Here is an 18,468-nt window from a genome sequence, read left to right as displayed (position 1 = left end):
CTTGCAACGTCTTCCAAATAAATCTATATTTAATACAATACATCATACATGTGATAGAAAAAGAGGGATGAGAATGAGTAAAGGCTTAGCTGGAAAGACCATTGCCATATGCGGAACAAGAAAAACAGAAGAAATGCGTACACTTGTTGAAAAGCAAGGAGGACAAGCTGTTATTCGTTCTCTTCAGGGCACTGTATTTTTAGCCAAAGAGGAATTGAAGCCAGGCATAGAAACCTTTGTAAAGAAGGGAGCTGACTGGGTCATTTTAACAACGGGTATCGGCACAGACACATTAATTGAAAGTGCAGAAGAGCTGCAGCTTGGAGAAGCTTTTATGAACATTTTATCAAGTGCCCATATCGCTTCAAGAGGATACAAAACGTTCGCGGCTCTAAAAAAACACGGCATTCAGCCAGATGTTTCTGATGAAGATGGAACCGTTCGTGACCTCATTTCAAAGTTAGAAGACAAAGAACTTCAAGGTAAACGGGTCATGGTGCAGCTTCACGGCGAAAATGCACCAGCTCTCATTGATTTTTTACATCACAAGGGAGCAGACGTTTTGCAGCTCATGCCATATCAGCACACGCCCCCTGAACCAGAGGCGGCGGACACTTTGCTTCAAGAAATGAAAGAAGGGAAGGTCCATGCCGTTTGTTTTACAACCGCTGTTCAGGTTCATGCCTTTTTCAAACTAGCAGAAGAATGGGACAAAAAAGAAGAACTGCAACATCTATTCGAGCAGCATGTATTAGCTGTAGCTGTTGGAAAAGTCACAGCTGAAGCTTTAAAAGAAGAGGGGATAAGCCGCATTCTAGCCCCTTCACTTGAAAGAATGGGTGCAATGATTATGGAATTATCTCAATATATGAAAAAACAATCGACGCACGCATAGAAAAAACGCCTTTCACATGACGAGTGAAAGGCGTTTTCGTTAGATTGTCCGTTTTCGATTTGTGCGAATTTTTTTCAAAACGAAATACAGTACGATGAGAACGATAGCAATGACCATAATTGGTGTTGTATACGTGTGAGCGACACTTTGAATGTGGTCCCATTTTGTCCCAAGTTGCATTCCAAGATAAATAAATAGGATGGACCAAGGGATGGCGGCTAATCCGGTCAAAAGAACAAATTTGAGAAATGGCATCTTTGCAATACCAGCTGGAATTGAGATCGCGTGGCGCACGACTGGGATAAAACGAGCTGTAAATACGACACCAGTTCCATATCGGTCAAACCAGCGTTCTGCCGTGGCAATGTGATGCTCATGGATGAATAAATACTTCCCATACTTTGTTAAAAAAGGTCTTCCGCCATAAAGGCCGATCCAGTAAATAAAGCACTGGGCAAGTGTTCCTCCAATAACCCCAGCGATGACGGCTCCAACAAATCCAATGCTTCCTGTTGACACCATATATCCGCCGTAGGCAAGTACAATTTCACTCGGAATAATTTCAATCATCAGTCCAAGTGCAACACCTACGTAACCAAGGCTTGTCAGCCAGGTTAAAATTTCATTAAACAAGGTTCCCATTCATTTCACTCTGCCTTTAAATACGAATTTTCTTCAAGCATCCTTATAAGAGCCTATGCTTGTTTTGCTTCTCTCATGAGTATGCTTTGCATATATGCTAGCATGGCTGGCCGCATATCATGACGCATCAATCCAATTTCAGCCGCTGCCTTAAATGAGCCCAGCTTATCACCAACGTCAAATCTCATCCCATCTAATTGTTTTGCATAAATGGGTGATTCATGTGCAATGATTTTCAGGGCATCTGTCAGCTGGATTTCGTTCCCAGCACCTCTCTCGATTCCTTGTAGAATAGGAAAAATCGATGGTGTTAACAGATACCTGCCCATCACGGCTAAATCGGAAGGAGCTTCATGAATAGCTGGCTTTTCCACTAAGTCTGTGACTTCAAACACTTGACCGTCTACTCTAGCTGGTCTTATCATACCATACTTACTGACATCTAGACGATCCACTTGCTGGACGCCAATGACCTCTCTTTGTTTGTCTTCAAAGACTTCCATGAGCTGAGAGAGTGCAGGTCTTTCTGACACCATGACATCATCACCTAAAAGCACCGCAAAAGGATCGTTGCCAGTAAAATGACGTGCACATAATACCGCATGTCCAAGACCTAAGGGCTCCTTTTGACGAATATAATGAATATTTGCCATATCCGCAATATGTTTGATTTCAGCCAGCTGTTCTTTTTTTCCTTTTTCAAGCAAATTCTGTTCTAGCTCAATCGAACGGTCAAAGTGATCTTCAATCGATTTTTTATTTCTTCCTGTGATAATCAGTATATCTTCAATGCCTGATTGAACAGCCTCCTCAACTATGTATTGAATGGCGGGTTTGTCGATAATCGGCAGCATTTCCTTTGGCTGTGCTTTCGTTGCGGGTAAAAAACGTGTGCCTAATCCGGCTGCTGGTATAACGGCTTTTTTGATGTTCATTGAATCATCGCTCCATTTCTGATCGTTTGTTTTCTGATGGAAACACCCATAGGCGGCTTCCAGTAAAAGTGATCATCATGCCAAGAAGGGTACCAATCGCTTTACTAATGAATAATGAGAAACCTGCTTGCTGCATGACATATAAGACAACATAGGTGAGGAGACACGCTGCGCCGTTGACTGTGGCCCACTTGATCCATTCCCACCTGTCCGCTTTCTTTTTTACTTGGAACGTCCATTTTCGATTCCAAACATAACTGTTCAGCATTCCTGCTGTATAGGACAGGCACTGTGCAAGAAAAGAGGGAACAAAGCAAGCAGTGAAAAAAAAGAAGAACAGAAAGTCAATCATCGTATTGCTTGCGCCTACAGTTAAAAATGTGGCATAGGTCCGAATATTTTTCTTTGTCATGCGAAGGATCATCACCTCCTAGTGTTTGAGTGGGTGTATGAATACTGTACAAAAGCGAGTTGACGAATCAGTGAAGAAAAGATGAAAAAAACATGAACAAGCGATATCTGTTTTTTCACCAGCTCGTGATATAATTTGTAAGATGAAACGAACGGTGGTGCACATGCATGTATTTAACAATTGGAGAAACAGCTGAATACTTAGAAGTATCAGAAGCATATGTTGAAAAATTAATCCAGCAAAAAAAGATTCGTTACGTATTTGACGGGGAATCGTATCTCATTTATCAAGGGCAGTTTCAAACCCATATGAAACAGCTAGAACAATATAAAGAGCTCATTCAAGACATCTTAAATGAACCAATCCCTGAGGACCCGGACGTAAAAGATGAAGATTAAAAAAGACTGTACGAGAAGGGAGAACCTTTTCATACAGTCTTTTTTATTGGCTGACACCCGTTTGGACAATGTTCATATGACAATTCACTTGGACATCTGCATCAGGGTAGAGTTTTTGCCATTTCTCCGGTGTCATGGCTTTATCTTTAGAGCGATATCTCAAACCAAGTCCAAGTGGATCAATTTTTTGCTTTTTAAAGGATTGAACAAGGTCTTGCCCTTGCTGGGCCACACGCTTCTCCACTTCTTTTTCAACATGCTGCAAGATAGAAGGCGTATCGATTTTTTTTGATTTCATGAATTCTTTTAACTCACCTTTCAGCTTGATATCAATGGTGATATGAGGCTTTTTTGCAAGGTTTTCAGTTGGTTTAATGTGATAAGACACATGTGATTTGATATTTTCAATAACAACATGGGTTTTCTTTTTATCATTAAATCGAAACTCATAAATCCCATTTTTATGATTTTCAATCATCGCTTTAAACGTAAACGTATCTTCCCCTGGAATATGCCCAACCATTTTTTCTTGATCGAAAAGAGCGACACCTGACACTTTAATAGAGTTGCTTGTATTTTTAATGTAAGGGAGGTAGGCATCCACGCCTTTTGCCATCATCTGATTCATAAAAATATGCTGATTGGTCACAGGTTGATTGCCGTTTCGCATGTTTTGAGCCAGTAAATCTGAAAGATATACACCGATATTTAAGTTGGTTTGATTCATTTTTGTATGCAATAAATCTTCAACTTCTCCGTCTACTATGGCAAATACTTGTCGTGACCCAATGATCGGATCACGATAGATGTAATTCATCAAATCAATCATACCCACTTCTTTCGCCAGCTTTTCACTTATTAAAATCACGAGTACTTGTCCCATGACAACGGGGAAAGGCGATTTTTCCGAAACAAGAAATTGAATATTACTAATGGTATTTGACTTAGCACTTACAATTTGATAGCTTCCTTGTTCTTCGCTTTTAAAAACAGGGAAAACAAAGAAGCCCTTCATTTCTCCATCTTCCAATAAGTCAAATCCCGCCGCCTGCGAGATACTTAATTCATCTAAGAGACGAGGCTGTGCACAGCTCGTTAAGAAAAGACTCAATAACATGATACATATCAGAATAGAATGTTTCATGTTCGTTTTTTCACCCACCTTTTTTTCAGCAGCAGCCCAATGATCATACATCCAATCAATCCATAGACGAGGATGTATCCGCTATATTCCACCCATTTATTAAATGTCTCAAATGAGGTAGCTCTAATAAAAAATGAAAACATGACGAGAATGAGAAGGCTGAGAACTATTAACGTGGTGCGCTGGCTCGTGTGAAACACTTGTTTTGCCATTCTGCTGGCTGCCCATAATGGAATAGCGATATTTGGAACGATAAGCAAAAGCCATAGCGACACTTCAATAAATTCAAAGCGCTGGATAAACGGAAGTTTGACAATGCTGGTTAATGTCAATGTCGGCCATTTCGTTAGTTCGAGCTGAGCACTTGAGTAGTACGCTATAGAGACGAGAAATACAAGCAAATTCAGGCATGTCGTTAGCAACACTCCCATATGTGCAAATTTTTGCGACGTTTGTGCTTTTTTAATAAAGGGATAATAGACAAGCAATGTTCCAAAACCAAACATGGATAAAGAGGCATCTTTGACCCCCATCATGAGTTGTGAAAATGAATGATCAAACATTGGGAACATAAAGCGGATGTGACTATATTTCATGACATAAAAGCAGATAAAGGTCATCCAGTACGTTAGGACAATGCTAAAGAATGCCCAACCAGCGATTGTTCTAAATCCGCCTGTGTGAATGTAATAGACGAGGATGAGCAGCACTGATGCAAATAAAAGACCAGGAATTTCTTTAAACAGCCAAACATGGATCACATCCATATAATGAACAAGCACAATCAAAGACAATGAAGAAAAATACAAAATGTAGAGAATGTTGATGAATTGTCCGAGCCATTTACCAAACACAGATTGCGTAATGTCACTAAATTCGTCAGTAGGTGCTTTTTTAAACAAAAAGTAAATGAGGAAAATCATCAAATTGACGCTTGCACCAGCAATTAAAATGGCGATCCACCCATCATTATTAATCGTCCGGACAAGATTCGTCTGGAAATTTAAAATACCAACACCAACTTGATTGGCATTGATCAGAAAAAACACAAAAAAAGGGGACACTTGAAATTTTTCTTTCACAGAAGAAGAGCTCATGCCTTCACTTCCTTATTCATAAAAATCATTTTTCCCCTTACGGCCTTGCTTTGGCTTTTCGCGGTGTATCGTTTCATTTTGCGACCGTAAATTTTCTGGACGTTTTTTCAAAAAGCGGAGCTGGGGACGAATCAAACTACCTTTTAAATCGGCCAATCGAAGTGGAAAGATTGGCTCTAAGTAAGGTTGTCCTATAGACGTTAATTTCATTAAATGTGTAAGAAGAAAAGCCCCCATTAGCGAAATCCCTAGCGCTCCCCACACTTGTGCAGCCAAAAGGAATGGGAAACGTAAGAGGCGAATGGCCGACCCCATTTTATATATAGGAGTGACAAAAGAGGCAAGAGCTGATAATGCAACTATAATGAGCAGGATATTACTTGTTAATCCCGCTGCAACCGCAGCCTGTCCGATCACAATACCTCCAACAATCCCGAGCGTCTGTCCGACTTTTGCAGGAAGGCGAGACCCGGCTTCCCTAAGCAGCTCAATCGATATCTCTAAAAATAATGCTTCAATAATAGGCGGAAAGGGAACGAGATAGCGTGATGCGACAATCGTTTCTAATAAGTCCTTAGGAATCAGTTCATAGTGAAACGTTAAAACAGCTACATACAAAGGGGTTGCAAAAATAGAAAAAATTACAGCAAAAATGCGTAACAGCCGAAAGGAGGATGCTGCGATCCAAGACATGTTATAGTCTTCCATTGTAGAAAAATACTCGAGTAAAATTGTAGGTGCAAGCAGGGTATGAGGCGAACCGTCAACCATAATGGCTATTTTTCCTTCCGTTAGACCTGAGGAAACCCTGTCTGGCCGTTCTGTATTTAAAAACAATGGAAAGATTGTATTGGACACATCATAAAGCATTTGCGCAAGATAATTAGAATCTAGAATTTGGTCATAGTCAACATCTTGAATCCGCTGAAGAACGGTTTCAATGTTCTGCGGGTTGGCGATATCCTCTATGTATACAACGGCTACTTTCGTTTGAGAAAGGGTACCAACTGTGTGTTCAACTACTTTAAGGTCAGGAGTGGGCAGCCTGCGTCTGAGCAAGTTTAAGTTTGTATCCAGCCCTTCCACAAAGGCTTCCTGCGCACTGATAATCCCGAATTCAATCTCAGGTTGGCTCACTTGTCTGCCTTTCTTTTCTTCAATCGGCAAAAGGAGCGCTTTGCCCCAGTCTGTCTCAATTCGAACAGCAATACTGCCTCGATGAAGAGCTTCTTCCACTTTTTGAAGGTCCCTCGTAATCACAGCTTGTTCGATTGGGATGTGTTCTTTCAGCTCTTCAAGGTTGGGTGTCAGATGCAATTGCTGAATAAAAGGCAAGATTTGTTCATGAAGGAGATTGCCATTAATTAAAGGACGAAAAAAAGAAATTCTATAAAGGAAACCTCCGGAACTTGATAATTCATTGATAAAATCAGAGGAACGCGATAGTGCCTCAAATACTGAATTCGGGTCTTTCTGTTTTGATTTGTTTTTCTTCAGCACTTGAACCATCTCCTTCCGCGATTTTCCTCTATTATCCAACCAATCGTCTGAAGATATGCATAAAAAAAGCGTTCAGCTTCATGAGCTGGACGCTTTTTTTCCATATTGAACGGCTTCTAATAAAAAGTCAGCCAGATGAATCGCTCTCATGCTAGGCGTATGTCCTGCCTTTTTGACGCCTGCTGCCATTTGTAATTGACAGCCTGGATTCGACGTCACAATGGCAGCTGCAGCTGTGTTGCTCGCTTCCGTCATTTTATGATCTAAAATTTGCATCGACATGTCTGGCTGCAAGATATTGTAGATTCCTGCAGATCCGCAGCAGCGGCCGGCATCTTTCATTTCTTTAAACGTTACCCCTCGAATGGCTTTCATGAGCACCCTCGGCGCCTGTTGTACATTCATCCCATTTCGTAAATGACAGGAGTCTTGATAGGTGATCACTTGCGCTGGCAAAACCAGTGGCACGCGGCGGTGAAACTCCAGCTCCACAAGGATGCTTGATATATCGGTTATTTTCTGTGAGAAGGCTTTACTTCGTTTTTGAAAATCTGGGTCATCCTGAAGCAAATGATCGTAATCACTTAAAAAGGCACCGCAGCCGCCCGCGTTCATGACAATCGCATCGGCATCTGTTTCCTCGAATGCTTCAATATTCCGCTTGGCTAACTGTTTTGCTTGGTCTTTTTCTCCGCTATGACCATGTAGCGCGCCGCAGCACGTTTGTATAGGAGGAACGATCACATCGCAGCCTGCCAGCTGCAAGAGATGAATGGTCGCTTTGTTTGTGTTTGAGAAAACTGTATCCATTAAACAGCCAGTAAAAAACGCCACCCGTTTTTTTGCCTGACCAATGGCTTTATATTCATTCAAACGTTTTTTCTTTTGAGGCGGTACCTTTGGAAGTGCCTGTTCCATCAACTGTAAATGGGAGGGAAGCAGCTTCAGTATGCGCGTCTTCCTGGCGGCTGTTTGCAGTCCAGATGTTTGATAAAATCGAAGAAAACTAGCAGCTTGTCGCATACGACTTTGTGACGGAAAGAGACCTTTAAACACAACACGTCTCATCAATTTGACAGGAAATGATTGTTTTTTATGTTGTTGAATAATGTCTCTGGCATCTTCTAGCAACTGTCCATACTTGACGCCAGAAGGGCAGACTGGTTCACATGCACGGCAGCCAAGACAAAGATTAAGGGAATGTTCAACATCTTCATCCGGCTCAATGACGCCATCTCTTACAGCTTTCATTAACGCAATTCGGCCCCGAGGAGAGTGCGTTTCTTGTTGTCCAGATTCAATATAGGTAGGGCAGGAAGGGAGGCAGAATCCGCAGCGCATGCAATTAAGCAGCTCCTTTTCATTCATTTGCTCCTGAAACTGCTGCTGGATCTCTTTTTGCTTAGAAGAAGAACTCATGAGACCACCACTCGCTTTCTTGAGGCTTTTCCAAACACTTTATCTGGGTTCATGATATTTGCCGGGTCAAGTGCCTGTTTAATCGCCTTCATGGCAGCGATTCCTTCTTTTTTGACCTTCAGCTCCAAATAGGGGGCTTTCATGAGACCCACGCCATGTTCGCCTGTAATCGTGCCGCCAAGTGCAACGGCTTTTTCAAAAATGGCCTGAAAGGCAGCTTCTACACGTTTCATTTCTTCTTCATTTCTTGCATCTGTCGCACAAGTGGGGTGTAAGTTGCCATCACCTGCATGACCAAACGTACAAATGTTCACCTCGTACTTTCGTGCAATGTCTTCGATTGCACGAACCATATTGGCAATTTCAGACCGGGGAACGGTAGCATCTTCTAAAATCGTTGTAGGACTTAATCGAGCGAGGGCAGATAAAGCAGAGCGTCTCGCTGTTAAGAGCGCACTTGCCTCTTCTTCTGAATGTGCAATCTTGACGCTTTTAGCCCCGTGCTGCTCACAAACTTCTGCGATTTTTTGGATATCACGAGAAACAGCTTCAGGGTTGCCGTCCTGTTCAATTAATAACACAGCTTGAACGTCGGTGGGTAGGCCGATGTTTGCAAAATCTTCAACGACTTCAAGGGTCGGCTGATCCATAAATTCTAATGTAGCAGGAATGATACGCTCAGCAATGATGGCCGATACAGAAGTCGCAGCTTCTTCAAGGCTTTCGTATAAACAAAGCATTGTTTGTTTCGTTTCTGGAAGCGGCAGGAGCTTTAGCACCGCTTCTGTGACAATCCCGAGTGTTCCTTCTGAACCAACGAACAATCGAGTCATATCATAGCCAGCGACATCTTTTGCAAGCTTTCCGCCTGTTTTGATGATGTCACCATTTGGCAAAACCACTTCAAGCCCAAGGACATAATCCCTTGTCACTCCATACTTTAACCCCCGCAGTCCCCCTGAATTTTCGTTAATATTGCCGCCTAATGTGGAAATTTTCATAGAGCTTGGATCTGGCGGGTAGAAGAGACTTTTTTCCTCTACTTGATGAATCAATTCCTGCGTAATTAAGCCAGGCTGCACCGTTGCGGTTAAATTTTCTTCGTCTATTTCTAATAATTGATTCATTCTAGTAAAGAGAATCACCAATCCGCCCTGAGTAGGGCATGTTCCTGCGCACAGATTCGTCCCTGAGCCTCTTGGGACGATCGGCACCTTGTAAGAGGCGCACAGTTTCACAATTTGCTGCACTTCTTCTGCCGTGCGAGGTGTCACGATGGCATCTGGCATCTGTTGAAAATTTGGTGTCGCATCATAAGAGTAGGCAAGACGATCCGCCTTGCTGTCTTGGACATTGGGCGCACCGACAATCTCTTTTAATTGATTTGAAAATTCTGAATCTAGCATATGCAATCACTCCCGCTCATTTAACGTCTCTTTTCTACAAGTATAAAAAAAGAACCGTCACATGACTATAGACGATTCTACAAAATATCAGGCTGTTTTATCGTATTTTTTGTATCATGATCTAAAAGCAGCAAGGCCAAATAAAAAAGCATCGCATCTTGCATGCGCTTTGGATCAAGTGTCGTTAAATCCTGAATCCGTTTTAATCTGTAATGAAGTGTATTAATATGGACATGCATAGCTTCTGCTGTATGTTTCAATGAGTAATCCGAAGCGATGAGTACCCGCAATGTTTTCACTAGTTCAGGATAGGGGAAAAGGGACGCAATCGTTCGATCAAGAAACGCATCTTTTGTTTCCTGACTGATTTCCTCCATAAAAAGTTCAAGCGTCAAATCTTCATCAAACACAATGGGTGTTTCAGCATGTGCCAATTTTAAAGCGCGAAAAGCTTGATGAAAGGACTGCTTCATGACATGAGAAGCTGCTGGTTTTCCTGCCCCCATTAAAATCCTCGATGGTGACAGCGCTGTGAGCGCAGCATGAATATGGAACAAGCGCTTGTGCCATGTTTCTCGACCATCTGGTGTGGCTTGTAGCATGAGCAAAAAACGTGCATGCCCCCAGCGCACAATGATCTCCTGATTGGTGAGTTGCAATTTGTCCTTCATCAGTTTGTATTGATCCTGCTTCATAAACGTTTCGTCTTGACAATCAATGAGAATAGCGACACGCTGCTTGTTGACATCAAAGCCAAGCCGCTGCGCCTTCTCGGTCATTCCAACCGCTGTCTCTGGCAGATGAAGCCAGTCGAATACAAAGGCTTCAAGCTGCCGTTCATCTGTTTCCGTTTCTTGAAAGAATTCATGCTCTTGAATGAGCAGCTCCGTCATTTTACGTAAAATGTCGCCAAAAGGGGAGACATGCCTTGGATCACCTGTCATTCCAATGACCCCAATGACTTCTTGTTTAAAATAAATAGGCAGATTGATACCGGCTTTGACGCCTTTCATCTGCAGCACATCATCCTTTGTGAGAATTCGTTTCTGCCCTTCTAAGGATGTGACATATGCTCCTTCATGAAATTGACCAATGCGTGCTGGATCTGTTGCAGCAATAATGGTACCGTTTGTTTGTGTGATGATGATTTCTTCCGTCAGTACCTTTTTGACCTCATCTACGATTTTTTCTGCCAGTGTCATTGTGAGCAAAACGGTCCCCTCCGAGATGTTTCTTTTTACACTATCATACCATCATATGCTCAGGCATATCTTTCTTTTCATGTGTTATGCTAAAATAAAAAACGCATATGAAGTAGATGAAAGGAGATACAGTCATGTCACTGCAAAATCGCTTACAAGATTTATTGAAAGAAGGGCAGGCGCTCACCGACTTTGAATATAACAAAGCCGCAAGTCAAAATTGGCCGCTAGAAGGGGCAAAAATGACAGAAGAAGCACGCTTTGCAGATGTTTATATAGAACGTGTAGACAAGGAATCGGAGGAAATGATTCAAACAGAAAATGCTTCCTTTTTAAATACACCTCTTACATACGTAAAAAAACAACAAAAAGAATTCATTTATATCGAGTCGAAGTGGTTTGATGTGGTGAGAGCCGACGGACTTGCCATAGAATGGGATGAAGTATTTCAGACGTATACCGTGTTATTCGGATTGAAGCGTCCTAAAAAAGATACTGGATTACTAAAAGAGATGCTCTCAACATTAAATGGTGCTCAGCTTCAATTTAATGGACAAGACGGGTTATTTGATATCAACATTCCGCTTCTTGAACTAGAAGACATCAAAGAAGATACGCCTTTAATTGGTGTGATCTCAGCAGTGTACCGCTATTTATTCAACTTGCTCATGCAGCTTGAAAATGAATGAATCAAAAAACGGCTCACATTCCTGAGCCGTTTTTTAGAGCAATCCTCTTATGAATTGAGCCTCACCCATCCCGAAGCTCCAATCGGCGTCTCCATTTTCCACGATGGAAATCATCACATCCGTCTTGGCAACTCCGCATTCTTTTTCTATACGTTCTGCGATTTGTGCATAAAGCTGTTCCTTTTGTTCTTTCGTCCGCTGTTTACTGACAACACTAATGACAACCAGATCCTTTGTTCTCGGATAACCAAGCCCAGTGTCTTCAATGATCATCTCTTCAGGGCGGTGCTGATGAACAATTTGATAGCGATCTCGTTCAGGTACCCCAAAGGCATCAACCATTGCTTCATGGCAAGTGTCCAGCAGTTTTTTTAATTCCTCCACTTCGCCGTTTCACTCTTTTGCGCATAAGAAAAAAGCCAAAACATTGGCGCTTGGCTTTTTTGCTCTGGACTAAGGCGTGACAAACTTCACATCATGCTCTTTTCCATATTGAAGGTAATCTTCATTTGGTTGTTCATTCGTCACGACGATGTCTATGTCTTTTAAGTCACAAAACGTGGTCAAGGCATAATGGTCAAACTTACTATCATCGACTAATAAAAAGGTTTTGGCGTTTTTTTCAACGAGCGTTTTTTTAATATCTGTCTCAAGCGGGGAGGAATTCGTGACGCCATGATCAATGGATAAACCCGTTGATGCAATAAATGCTTTATTGACATTGTATGCTTTTAGACGCTCAACACTTTGATAACCAACGAAAGAATTTGTTTTTCGTTCTAGCATACCGCCGGTTGAAAAGATGGTGAGGTGTTCATAAGGCATAGCCTGTGTAATGAAATCCACGTTATTTGTCACAACGGTAATCCGTTTCTCCTTCAAATAGGGAAGCATCTCCAGTGTCGTTGTACCAGAATCAACAAAAATCATATCACCATGTTCAACAAAAGCGGCGGCAGCCTGTCCGATCAATTGTTTTTTACTCAGCTGACGAGTCTTTCGCTCTTGATACACCACCAATGTTGAGTGATTCACAGCGACGCCGCCGTACACTTTCTTTAGCACGCCGGATTCTACCAATGCTTGTACATCTCGGCGTATGGTGTTTTTTGAGACGCCAAAATGCGTCACAAGCTCATCAAGAGAGGCAGATTCCCGGTCAAATACATACTCTTTTATTTGCTGAATACGTTTTGTTTTTATCATGCTACAATCTCCAATCAATACGAATATGCTGATTCTATTATAACAATAATTCCACGTAAAAGATGTCACTGATCAACATGGGAGAATCGAATGATCTTTTTCTCTTATCTTTTCTCATTTTTCATAAAAGCGTATGATAGAGAAAAGAGGATAGAAAGGATTTTCACTTCTATGAATCAGCACAACATACAATTTTCAAAGCTTGCAAATTTTAGAGAAGTAGGGGGACTCCAAACAACGGATCAGATGGTCATCAAACAAGGAATGATTTATCGATCTGCCGATTTATCACGTCTCACGAAGCAAGACATATTGACGTTCTCAACACTTGGAATTCAAACGATTTGTGACCTGCGTACAAGCTCAGAACGAAAATCACACCCGCCAAAGATCATGGAACATGACAAAATTGTTCATATCCCTATGCAGCCTGACAGCATGATGCCTAGCAAATGGACCATGTTTCGTATGCTGATAGCAGAAGGAAAATCTCTATCCTTTACACCGATCATGAAAGATGTATATCAAAGCATGCTCTATGAGCGAAAAAAAGAGATTCAGCAATTGTTTACATTACTGTCCGATGAAAAAAATTATCCGCTTATGCTTCACTGTACAAGCGGAAAAGACCGTACAGGCTTTTTATCTGCTCTTATTCAATTAGCAGCGGGTGTGCCGGTGCATACCGTTTTAAGTGAATACATGCGTTCCAATGAAGGCGTGAAAATGCTAGTGAAAAGACAAGAACGATTTGTTCGCATGATGAGTTTATATCGGGTGTCAAAAGAACAAATTCAGCCCCTCCTCGGCGTTCAGCAAGATTATCTTGAAGATGTACTGAATGAGATGATGGATACATACGGAAGTGCAGAGCGGTATTTACTAGAAGCCTGCGACGTCCCTAAAGCTCAGCTGCTTAAAATGAAAAACATCTTGCTTATTCCATCTGCTGGCATTCCATCACAAAACGCAGAATAAACTTAATATGAGGTGATGCAAAACATGCTGAAAAAGATCAGTATGACGGTTCTGACACTAGTTTTCATGGGTGTCTTCTTATTGATTCCGTCTAGTAGTCTAGCTCGTTCGATGCCAAAAGGGAAGCTTGAGAGCACAAGAGAGATGCGTGCAGTGTGGGTCGCATCAGTTTATAACTTAGATTGGCCTTCAAAGAAAGGACTGCCCGCAGATGAGCAGAAACAAGAGTTCATTCAACTGTTAGACGACATCAAAGCGATGAATATGAACGCCGTCATCATGCAAATTAAACCAACAGCAGATGCCTTTTATCCATCGAAATTCGGGCCATGGTCTGAATATTTGACTGGTACACAAGGGAAAGACCCTGGATATGACCCGCTTGAATTTATGATAGAAGAAGCACATAAACGCGGTCTTGAATTTCATGCTTGGTTTAACCCTTATCGAATCACCATGAATCATACCGATCTCAACCGGTTATCAGCCGATCATCCTGCAAAAGCACATCCTGAGTGGACCATCGCCTACGGAAATCAGCTTTACTTTAATCCAGGCATTCCTGATGCTCAGGACTTCATTGTTGACGGGATAGAGGAAGTAGTGAAAAACTACGATATTGATGCAGTGCATATGGATGATTATTTTTACCCGAATAAAATCGCTGGTGTGCCATTTCCAGATCAAGAAACGTATGAAACTTACGGGCAGAAGTTCACTCATATAGAAGATTGGCGAAGAGATAATGTGAACGAGCTAGTGAAGCAGATCAATAACACCATTAAGAAAGAAAAGCCGTATGTGAAATTTGGTATTAGCCCATTTGGTGTATGGCGCAACATAAAAGATGACCCAACCGGTTCAAACACAACAGCCGGGATGACCAATTATGATGATTTGTATGCTGATACAAGAGAGTGGATACAGCAGCACCATATTGATTATATCACCCCGCAAATTTATTGGAGTATCGGCTTTCAGCCCGCTGCCTATGATGTGCTGACGAAATGGTGGTCAAATGAAGTGAAGGGGCAGCCTGTTCACTTGTACATTGGCCAAGCGACGTATAAAATCAATCAAAACAGTGATCCTGCTTGGTCTGATCCTGAGGAGTATTTTCGCCAGATCGAGCTGAACAGGCAGTCACAGCTCGTACAAGGAAGCATGCATTTTAGTCTGAAAGATATCAATCGGAATCCCTTGAATGTAAAGAAACGATTAATAGAAGAAACCTATAGCAAACCGGCTATCATACCAGAGATGCCATGGCTTCATCAAAAAGCGCCAAAAAAACCAATCATTCAATCTGTGAAAAAGACAGAGGATGGTGCAGTTTTACAGATACAAAATGATCCGCGCTCTAGTGCATCCTATTATGCAGTCTATCGATTGTCGAATAAAGGGACATACGAATTTGTGCAAACGGTCAGAAAAGAAACAGGTTCCTTCACACAAACGAAAGACATTTTAGCAAATCAAAAGAAGAGCTATACCTATAAAGTGACGGCACTCAATCGCCTTCATCATGAAAGCAAACCTTCTACAAAAACAGTAAAATAACAAAGACAGCATAAATGAGGGGTTTCCTCCGTTTATGCTTTTTTGCTTTCTCTATTTTTCTACTATTTTTATTTTAATTTTCTGAATTCAATCAAGCTTGGCATGAAGCAGCTATTTCAATAATAAATATGATAGAAAAGCGCCAAAGGGGGAAGCAAAATGGATTTTGAATTAACGAAAGAGCAGCAAATGATCCGTCAGATGGTCAAAGAATTTGCAAAAACAGAAATTGCACCACACGCCCAAACAGTTGATGAACAGGCAGCATTTCCGGTGAACACATTTCAAAAAATGGGGGAGCTCGGTTTTATGGGTATACCCTTTCCAGAGAAATATGGAGGTTCTGGAGGAGATACGATCTCGTATGCACTGGCAGTCGAGGAAATTGGCAAGCAGTGTGCCAGTACAGGTCTAAGTTATGCCGCAGCGGTTTCCTTAGGCGCAAGTCCACTTTATTACTTCGGCACGGAGGAGCAAAAGATGGACCATCTTGTTCCATTAGCCTCTGGAACAGCGCTTGGCTCCTTCGGATTAACAGAACCAAACGCCGGATCAGATGCAAAAGGAACAAAAACAAAAGCCATCAAAGACGGACAAGAATATGTCATCAGTGGGGAAAAGTGCTGGATCACCAATGCCAATTATGCCAGAACGATTATTGTCACCGCTGTGACAGATCATGATGAAAACGGACGTCCAATCATCTCCGCCTTTATTGTGGAGAAAGGGCAAAAAGGACTGTCGATTACAAATCCATATGACAAAATGGGGGTTCGCGGTTCAGATACGGCTGAAATCATTTTAGACGAAGTGCGTGTACCAGCGCATCATATATTGGGAGACAAATCGAAAGGATTCAAGCAATTTTTATATACATTGGACGGCGGACGAATTTCCATTGCAGCCTTATCTGTCGGAATTGCACAAGCTGCACTTGATGCTTCACTTTCCTATGCAAAAGAAAGAAAGCAATTTGGAAAGACGCTCTCATCCTTCCAGGCCATTCAGTTTAAGCTGGCGGATATGGCGATGCAAATAGAGCTTGCAAGACAAATGGTCTGGAAAGCCGCTTGGCTGAAAGATCAAGGCAAACCATTTACAAAAGAAGCGGCCTATGCCAAACTGTTTGCTTCAGAAATGGCGACAAAAGCAAGTCTTGATGCTGTCCAAATTCATGGCGGAACAGGCTATATGAAAGAATGCGGTGTTGAACGGCTTGTGAGAGATGCCAAGCTCATGGAAATCGGAGAAGGGACCTCTGAAATTCAGCGGCTCGTGATCGCAAGACAGTTGTTAGCGTAATACCTTAATGAAAACGCTTACTACACATGAGGGAGGAAAGCAATGATGTCGATTCACCCGCAAACGATTGGCTCCCTATTAAGAGAAAAAAAAGAACAGCATCCAGCACATGAAGCCGTTGTTTACCCAGAACGTTCTTTACGTTATTCGTACGAAGCGTTTTATCAAGAGGTCAAGGAAACAGGTAAAGGTCTCATGGCATTAGGGGTTCAAAAGGGAGATCACATCGCCATTATGGCACCAAATATACCTGAATGGCTCATTCTTCAATTTGCCTGCGCCTCCATTGGTGCTGTTCTTGTCACTGTGAATACCAATTTTCAATCACAGGAACTCGCCTATTTACTCAAGCATTCTGACAGCAAAATGTTGTTTATTGTAGACGGCTTTAAAGAAACGTCCTATGTCAACATGCTTGAAGAGCTAATTCCAGAACTTCAAACCGCTCATCAAGAGGAGATCACTTCCACACAATTTCCTTATTTAAAAAGATGTATCTATATCGGTCAGCATGTACCAAACGGCATGCTCGGCTGGGGTCGTCTTCAAGTGGCTGCCAAAAGAACCGAAGATCATGAATGGGAGAAGCGAATGAATGAGCTCACGCCTGATGACGTTATTAATATGCAGTACACTTCAGGCACAACCGGCTATCCAAAGGGCGTCATGCTCAGCCACACAAACATCGTCTGTAATGCGAGTCAGATCGCAGATTGTATGAAATTAACAGAGCAGGACCGTATGTGTATCCCAGTGCCGTTTTTTCATTGCTTCGGCTCTGTTCTTGGTGTACTTGCTTGTCTCACAAAAGGGGGAACGATCATCCCACTTGAATCTTTCCATCCAGAACGAGTCCTTCAAACAGTAGAAAAAGAAAAATGCACCGTTCTTCATGGTGTGCCAACCATGTTCATCGCAGAGCTTGATCATCCAAATTTCCACTCCTATGACCTGTCCACATTACGAACGGGGATTATGGCCGGTTCACTCTGCCCATCCCACGTCATGAAAGCAGTCATTGAAAAAATGGGACTGAGAGAGCTCACGATTGCCTATGGTCAAACCGAAAGTTCACCCGTCATTACCCAAACAAGAACCGATGATTCGTTTGAAAGACGCGTTCAAACAGTCGGACGTGCGCTTCCTCAAATTGAAGTCAAAATTGCTTTACCAGGGACATCAGAAGAAGTGCCAAGAGGACAGCAAGGAGAGCTTTGTACAAGAGGCTATCATGTCATGAAGGGCTATTATAAAAACGAAGAAGCAACTAATGAAGTCATTGATGAGGACGGATGGCTTCACACAGGGGATTTAGCTGAGATGGATCATGACGGTTATGTGAAAATCACAGGCCGGCTCAAAGATATGATCATCAGAGGCGGAGAGAATGTGTACCCAAAAGAGATTGAGGATGTCTTATACACTCACCCTGCCATTCTTGACGCACAGGTCGTTGGTATTCCTGACGAGACATACGGCGAGGAAGCAGCCGCATTCATTCGGCTGAAACAAGGGAAGTCGGTCTCAATTGAGACATTAACGAGCTATTGTCAGTCGCAAATGGCACGCTACAAAATCCCGAAATACTTTTTCATTACAGATGAGTACCCAATGACCGCCTCAGGCAAAATTCAGAAATTCCGCTTGAAAAAGCAGGCGCTTGATCTAATAAAGGAGTGAAGG

Annotated in this window: 18 protein-coding genes; 7 read left to right on the top strand and 11 right to left on the bottom strand. The window is 42.2% G+C overall.

Annotated elements, in window-relative coordinates:
- Positions 1 to 73 precede the first annotated feature (73 nt).
- Positions 74 to 895, top strand: a complete 822-nt coding sequence (locus AC0VYC_RS09340; RefSeq protein WP_058337187.1) for a uroporphyrinogen-III synthase — start codon at positions 74 to 76, stop codon at positions 893 to 895.
- A 39-nt stretch (positions 896 to 934) separates the two neighbouring features.
- Here the strand turns inward: AC0VYC_RS09340 and uptA are convergent, their stop codons facing one another.
- From uptA to AC0VYC_RS09325, 3 genes are read right to left on the bottom strand one after another with little or no spacing between them, the layout of a single operon-like run.
- Complete coding sequence (gene uptA / locus AC0VYC_RS09335) at positions 935 to 1,537, bottom strand: undecaprenyl phosphate transporter UptA (RefSeq protein WP_475389986.1); 603 nt, start codon at positions 1,535 to 1,537, stop codon at positions 935 to 937.
- Positions 1,538 to 1,590: 53 nt separating this feature from the next.
- Positions 1,591 to 2,472, bottom strand: coding sequence for a UTP--glucose-1-phosphate uridylyltransferase GalU (gene galU, locus AC0VYC_RS09330; RefSeq protein WP_061419301.1), 882 nt, complete (start codon positions 2,470 to 2,472; stop codon positions 1,591 to 1,593).
- A gap of 4 nt (positions 2,473 to 2,476) precedes the next feature.
- Positions 2,477 to 2,884: a GtrA family protein gene (locus AC0VYC_RS09325; RefSeq protein WP_039167903.1), complete on the bottom strand. Its 408-nt coding sequence runs from the start codon at positions 2,882 to 2,884 to the stop codon at positions 2,477 to 2,479.
- Positions 2,885 to 3,051: 167 nt separating this feature from the next.
- Between AC0VYC_RS09325 and AC0VYC_RS09320 the strand changes: the two genes are divergently transcribed.
- Complete coding sequence (locus AC0VYC_RS09320) at positions 3,052 to 3,282, top strand: excisionase family DNA-binding protein (protein WP_008346618.1); 231 nt, start codon at positions 3,052 to 3,054, stop codon at positions 3,280 to 3,282.
- A gap of 43 nt (positions 3,283 to 3,325) precedes the next feature.
- Here AC0VYC_RS09320 and AC0VYC_RS09315 read toward each other — a convergent pair whose 3' ends face one another.
- The 6 genes from AC0VYC_RS09315 to AC0VYC_RS09290 form a co-directional block, all read right to left on the bottom strand.
- Positions 3,326 to 4,426, bottom strand: coding sequence for a Ger(x)C family spore germination protein (locus tag AC0VYC_RS09315; RefSeq protein ID WP_326116689.1), 1,101 nt, complete (start codon positions 4,424 to 4,426; stop codon positions 3,326 to 3,328).
- Positions 4,423 to 5,523: a GerAB/ArcD/ProY family transporter gene (locus AC0VYC_RS09310; RefSeq protein WP_144626609.1), complete on the bottom strand. Its 1,101-nt coding sequence runs from the start codon at positions 5,521 to 5,523 to the stop codon at positions 4,423 to 4,425. Before AC0VYC_RS09310 ends, AC0VYC_RS09315 begins: the two co-directional genes overlap by 4 nt.
- 12 nt (positions 5,524 to 5,535) lie before the next feature.
- On the bottom strand, positions 5,536 to 7,023 hold the full coding sequence (locus tag AC0VYC_RS09305; protein ID WP_475389984.1) for a spore germination protein: 1,488 nt from the start codon (positions 7,021 to 7,023) through the stop codon (positions 5,536 to 5,538).
- A gap of 78 nt (positions 7,024 to 7,101) precedes the next feature.
- Positions 7,102 to 8,442, bottom strand: a complete 1,341-nt coding sequence (locus AC0VYC_RS09300) for a (Fe-S)-binding protein (protein ID WP_427244182.1) — start codon at positions 8,440 to 8,442, stop codon at positions 7,102 to 7,104.
- Positions 8,439 to 9,848: a glycolate oxidase subunit GlcD gene (gene glcD / locus AC0VYC_RS09295; RefSeq protein WP_144665564.1), complete on the bottom strand. Its 1,410-nt coding sequence runs from the start codon at positions 9,846 to 9,848 to the stop codon at positions 8,439 to 8,441. The genes AC0VYC_RS09300 and glcD overlap by 4 nt, the downstream gene beginning before the upstream one ends.
- Before the next feature lie 77 nt (positions 9,849 to 9,925).
- The gene (locus tag AC0VYC_RS09290) at positions 9,926 to 11,059 is read right to left on the bottom strand and encodes a CdaR family transcriptional regulator (RefSeq protein WP_108611237.1); all 1,134 of its coding nucleotides are present in this window, start codon (positions 11,057 to 11,059) and stop codon (positions 9,926 to 9,928) included.
- Between the two features lie 125 nt (positions 11,060 to 11,184).
- Between AC0VYC_RS09290 and AC0VYC_RS09285 the strand changes: the two genes are divergently transcribed.
- Positions 11,185 to 11,739, top strand: a complete 555-nt coding sequence (locus tag AC0VYC_RS09285) for a hypothetical protein (protein WP_017367394.1) — start codon at positions 11,185 to 11,187, stop codon at positions 11,737 to 11,739.
- A gap of 33 nt (positions 11,740 to 11,772) precedes the next feature.
- On the opposite strand, the gene AC0VYC_RS09280 is transcribed toward AC0VYC_RS09285, so the two are convergent.
- Together AC0VYC_RS09280 and AC0VYC_RS09275 are read right to left on the bottom strand one after the other, a co-directional pair.
- Positions 11,773 to 12,123 carry a tautomerase family protein gene (locus AC0VYC_RS09280; RefSeq protein WP_427244184.1) on the bottom strand — a complete coding sequence of 117 codons (351 nt, stop codon included), beginning with the start codon at positions 12,121 to 12,123 and terminating at the stop codon, positions 11,773 to 11,775.
- Between the two features lie 69 nt (positions 12,124 to 12,192).
- Positions 12,193 to 12,945, bottom strand: coding sequence for a DeoR/GlpR family DNA-binding transcription regulator (locus AC0VYC_RS09275; protein ID WP_017359514.1), 753 nt, complete (start codon positions 12,943 to 12,945; stop codon positions 12,193 to 12,195).
- Between the two features lie 90 nt (positions 12,946 to 13,035).
- Here AC0VYC_RS09275 and AC0VYC_RS09270 point away from each other — a divergent pair, with 90 nt between their 5' ends.
- The 4 genes from AC0VYC_RS09270 (at position 13,036) to AC0VYC_RS09255 (ending at position 18,465) form a co-directional block, all read left to right on the top strand.
- The gene (locus tag AC0VYC_RS09270; protein ID WP_335352647.1) at positions 13,036 to 13,923 is read left to right on the top strand and encodes a tyrosine-protein phosphatase; all 888 of its coding nucleotides are present in this window, start codon (positions 13,036 to 13,038) and stop codon (positions 13,921 to 13,923) included.
- A gap of 24 nt (positions 13,924 to 13,947) precedes the next feature.
- Complete coding sequence (locus tag AC0VYC_RS09265) at positions 13,948 to 15,483, top strand: glycoside hydrolase family 10-like protein (RefSeq protein ID WP_096881501.1); 1,536 nt, start codon at positions 13,948 to 13,950, stop codon at positions 15,481 to 15,483.
- Between the two features lie 159 nt (positions 15,484 to 15,642).
- Positions 15,643 to 16,785 carry an acyl-CoA dehydrogenase family protein gene (locus AC0VYC_RS09260; protein WP_039167867.1) on the top strand — a complete coding sequence of 381 codons (1,143 nt, stop codon included), beginning with the start codon at positions 15,643 to 15,645 and terminating at the stop codon, positions 16,783 to 16,785.
- Between the two features lie 42 nt (positions 16,786 to 16,827).
- Entirely contained in the window at positions 16,828 to 18,465 is a 1,638-nt protein-coding gene (locus AC0VYC_RS09255) for an AMP-binding protein (protein ID WP_138278600.1), read from the top strand.
- Positions 18,466 to 18,468: the final 3 nt, after the last annotated feature.

Source organism: Bacillus sp. iso_77 (genome assembly GCF_056173625.1).
The sequence above is the reverse complement of the archived record's forward strand: the minus strand, read 5'-3'. Positions and strand labels throughout refer to the sequence as shown.

Excerpts from the sequence above, each read along its gene's own strand:
- AC0VYC_RS09340 (WP_058337187.1), top strand. The coding sequence starts at position 74 with ATGAGTAAAGGCTTAGCTGGAAAGACCATTGCCATATGCGGAACAAGA.
- uptA (WP_475389986.1), bottom strand. The coding sequence starts at position 1,537 with ATGGGAACCTTGTTTAATGAAATTTTAACCTGGCTGACAAGCCTTGGT.
- galU (WP_061419301.1), bottom strand. The coding sequence starts at position 2,472 with ATGAACATCAAAAAAGCCGTTATACCAGCAGCCGGATTAGGCACACGT.
- AC0VYC_RS09325 (WP_039167903.1), bottom strand. The coding sequence starts at position 2,884 with ATGACAAAGAAAAATATTCGGACCTATGCCACATTTTTAACTGTAGGC.
- AC0VYC_RS09320 (WP_008346618.1), top strand. The coding sequence starts at position 3,052 with ATGTATTTAACAATTGGAGAAACAGCTGAATACTTAGAAGTATCAGAA.
- AC0VYC_RS09315 (WP_326116689.1), bottom strand. The coding sequence starts at position 4,426 with ATGAAACATTCTATTCTGATATGTATCATGTTATTGAGTCTTTTCTTA.
- AC0VYC_RS09310 (WP_144626609.1), bottom strand. The coding sequence starts at position 5,523 with ATGAGCTCTTCTTCTGTGAAAGAAAAATTTCAAGTGTCCCCTTTTTTT.
- AC0VYC_RS09300 (WP_427244182.1), bottom strand. The coding sequence starts at position 8,442 with ATGAGTTCTTCTTCTAAGCAAAAAGAGATCCAGCAGCAGTTTCAGGAG.
- glcD (WP_144665564.1), bottom strand. The coding sequence starts at position 9,848 with ATGCTAGATTCAGAATTTTCAAATCAATTAAAAGAGATTGTCGGTGCG.
- AC0VYC_RS09285 (WP_017367394.1), top strand. The coding sequence starts at position 11,185 with ATGTCACTGCAAAATCGCTTACAAGATTTATTGAAAGAAGGGCAGGCG.
- AC0VYC_RS09275 (WP_017359514.1), bottom strand. The coding sequence starts at position 12,945 with ATGATAAAAACAAAACGTATTCAGCAAATAAAAGAGTATGTATTTGAC.
- AC0VYC_RS09270 (WP_335352647.1), top strand. The coding sequence starts at position 13,036 with ATGATCTTTTTCTCTTATCTTTTCTCATTTTTCATAAAAGCGTATGAT.
- AC0VYC_RS09265 (WP_096881501.1), top strand. The coding sequence starts at position 13,948 with ATGCTGAAAAAGATCAGTATGACGGTTCTGACACTAGTTTTCATGGGT.
- AC0VYC_RS09260 (WP_039167867.1), top strand. The coding sequence starts at position 15,643 with ATGGATTTTGAATTAACGAAAGAGCAGCAAATGATCCGTCAGATGGTC.
- AC0VYC_RS09255 (WP_138278600.1), top strand. The coding sequence starts at position 16,828 with ATGATGTCGATTCACCCGCAAACGATTGGCTCCCTATTAAGAGAAAAA.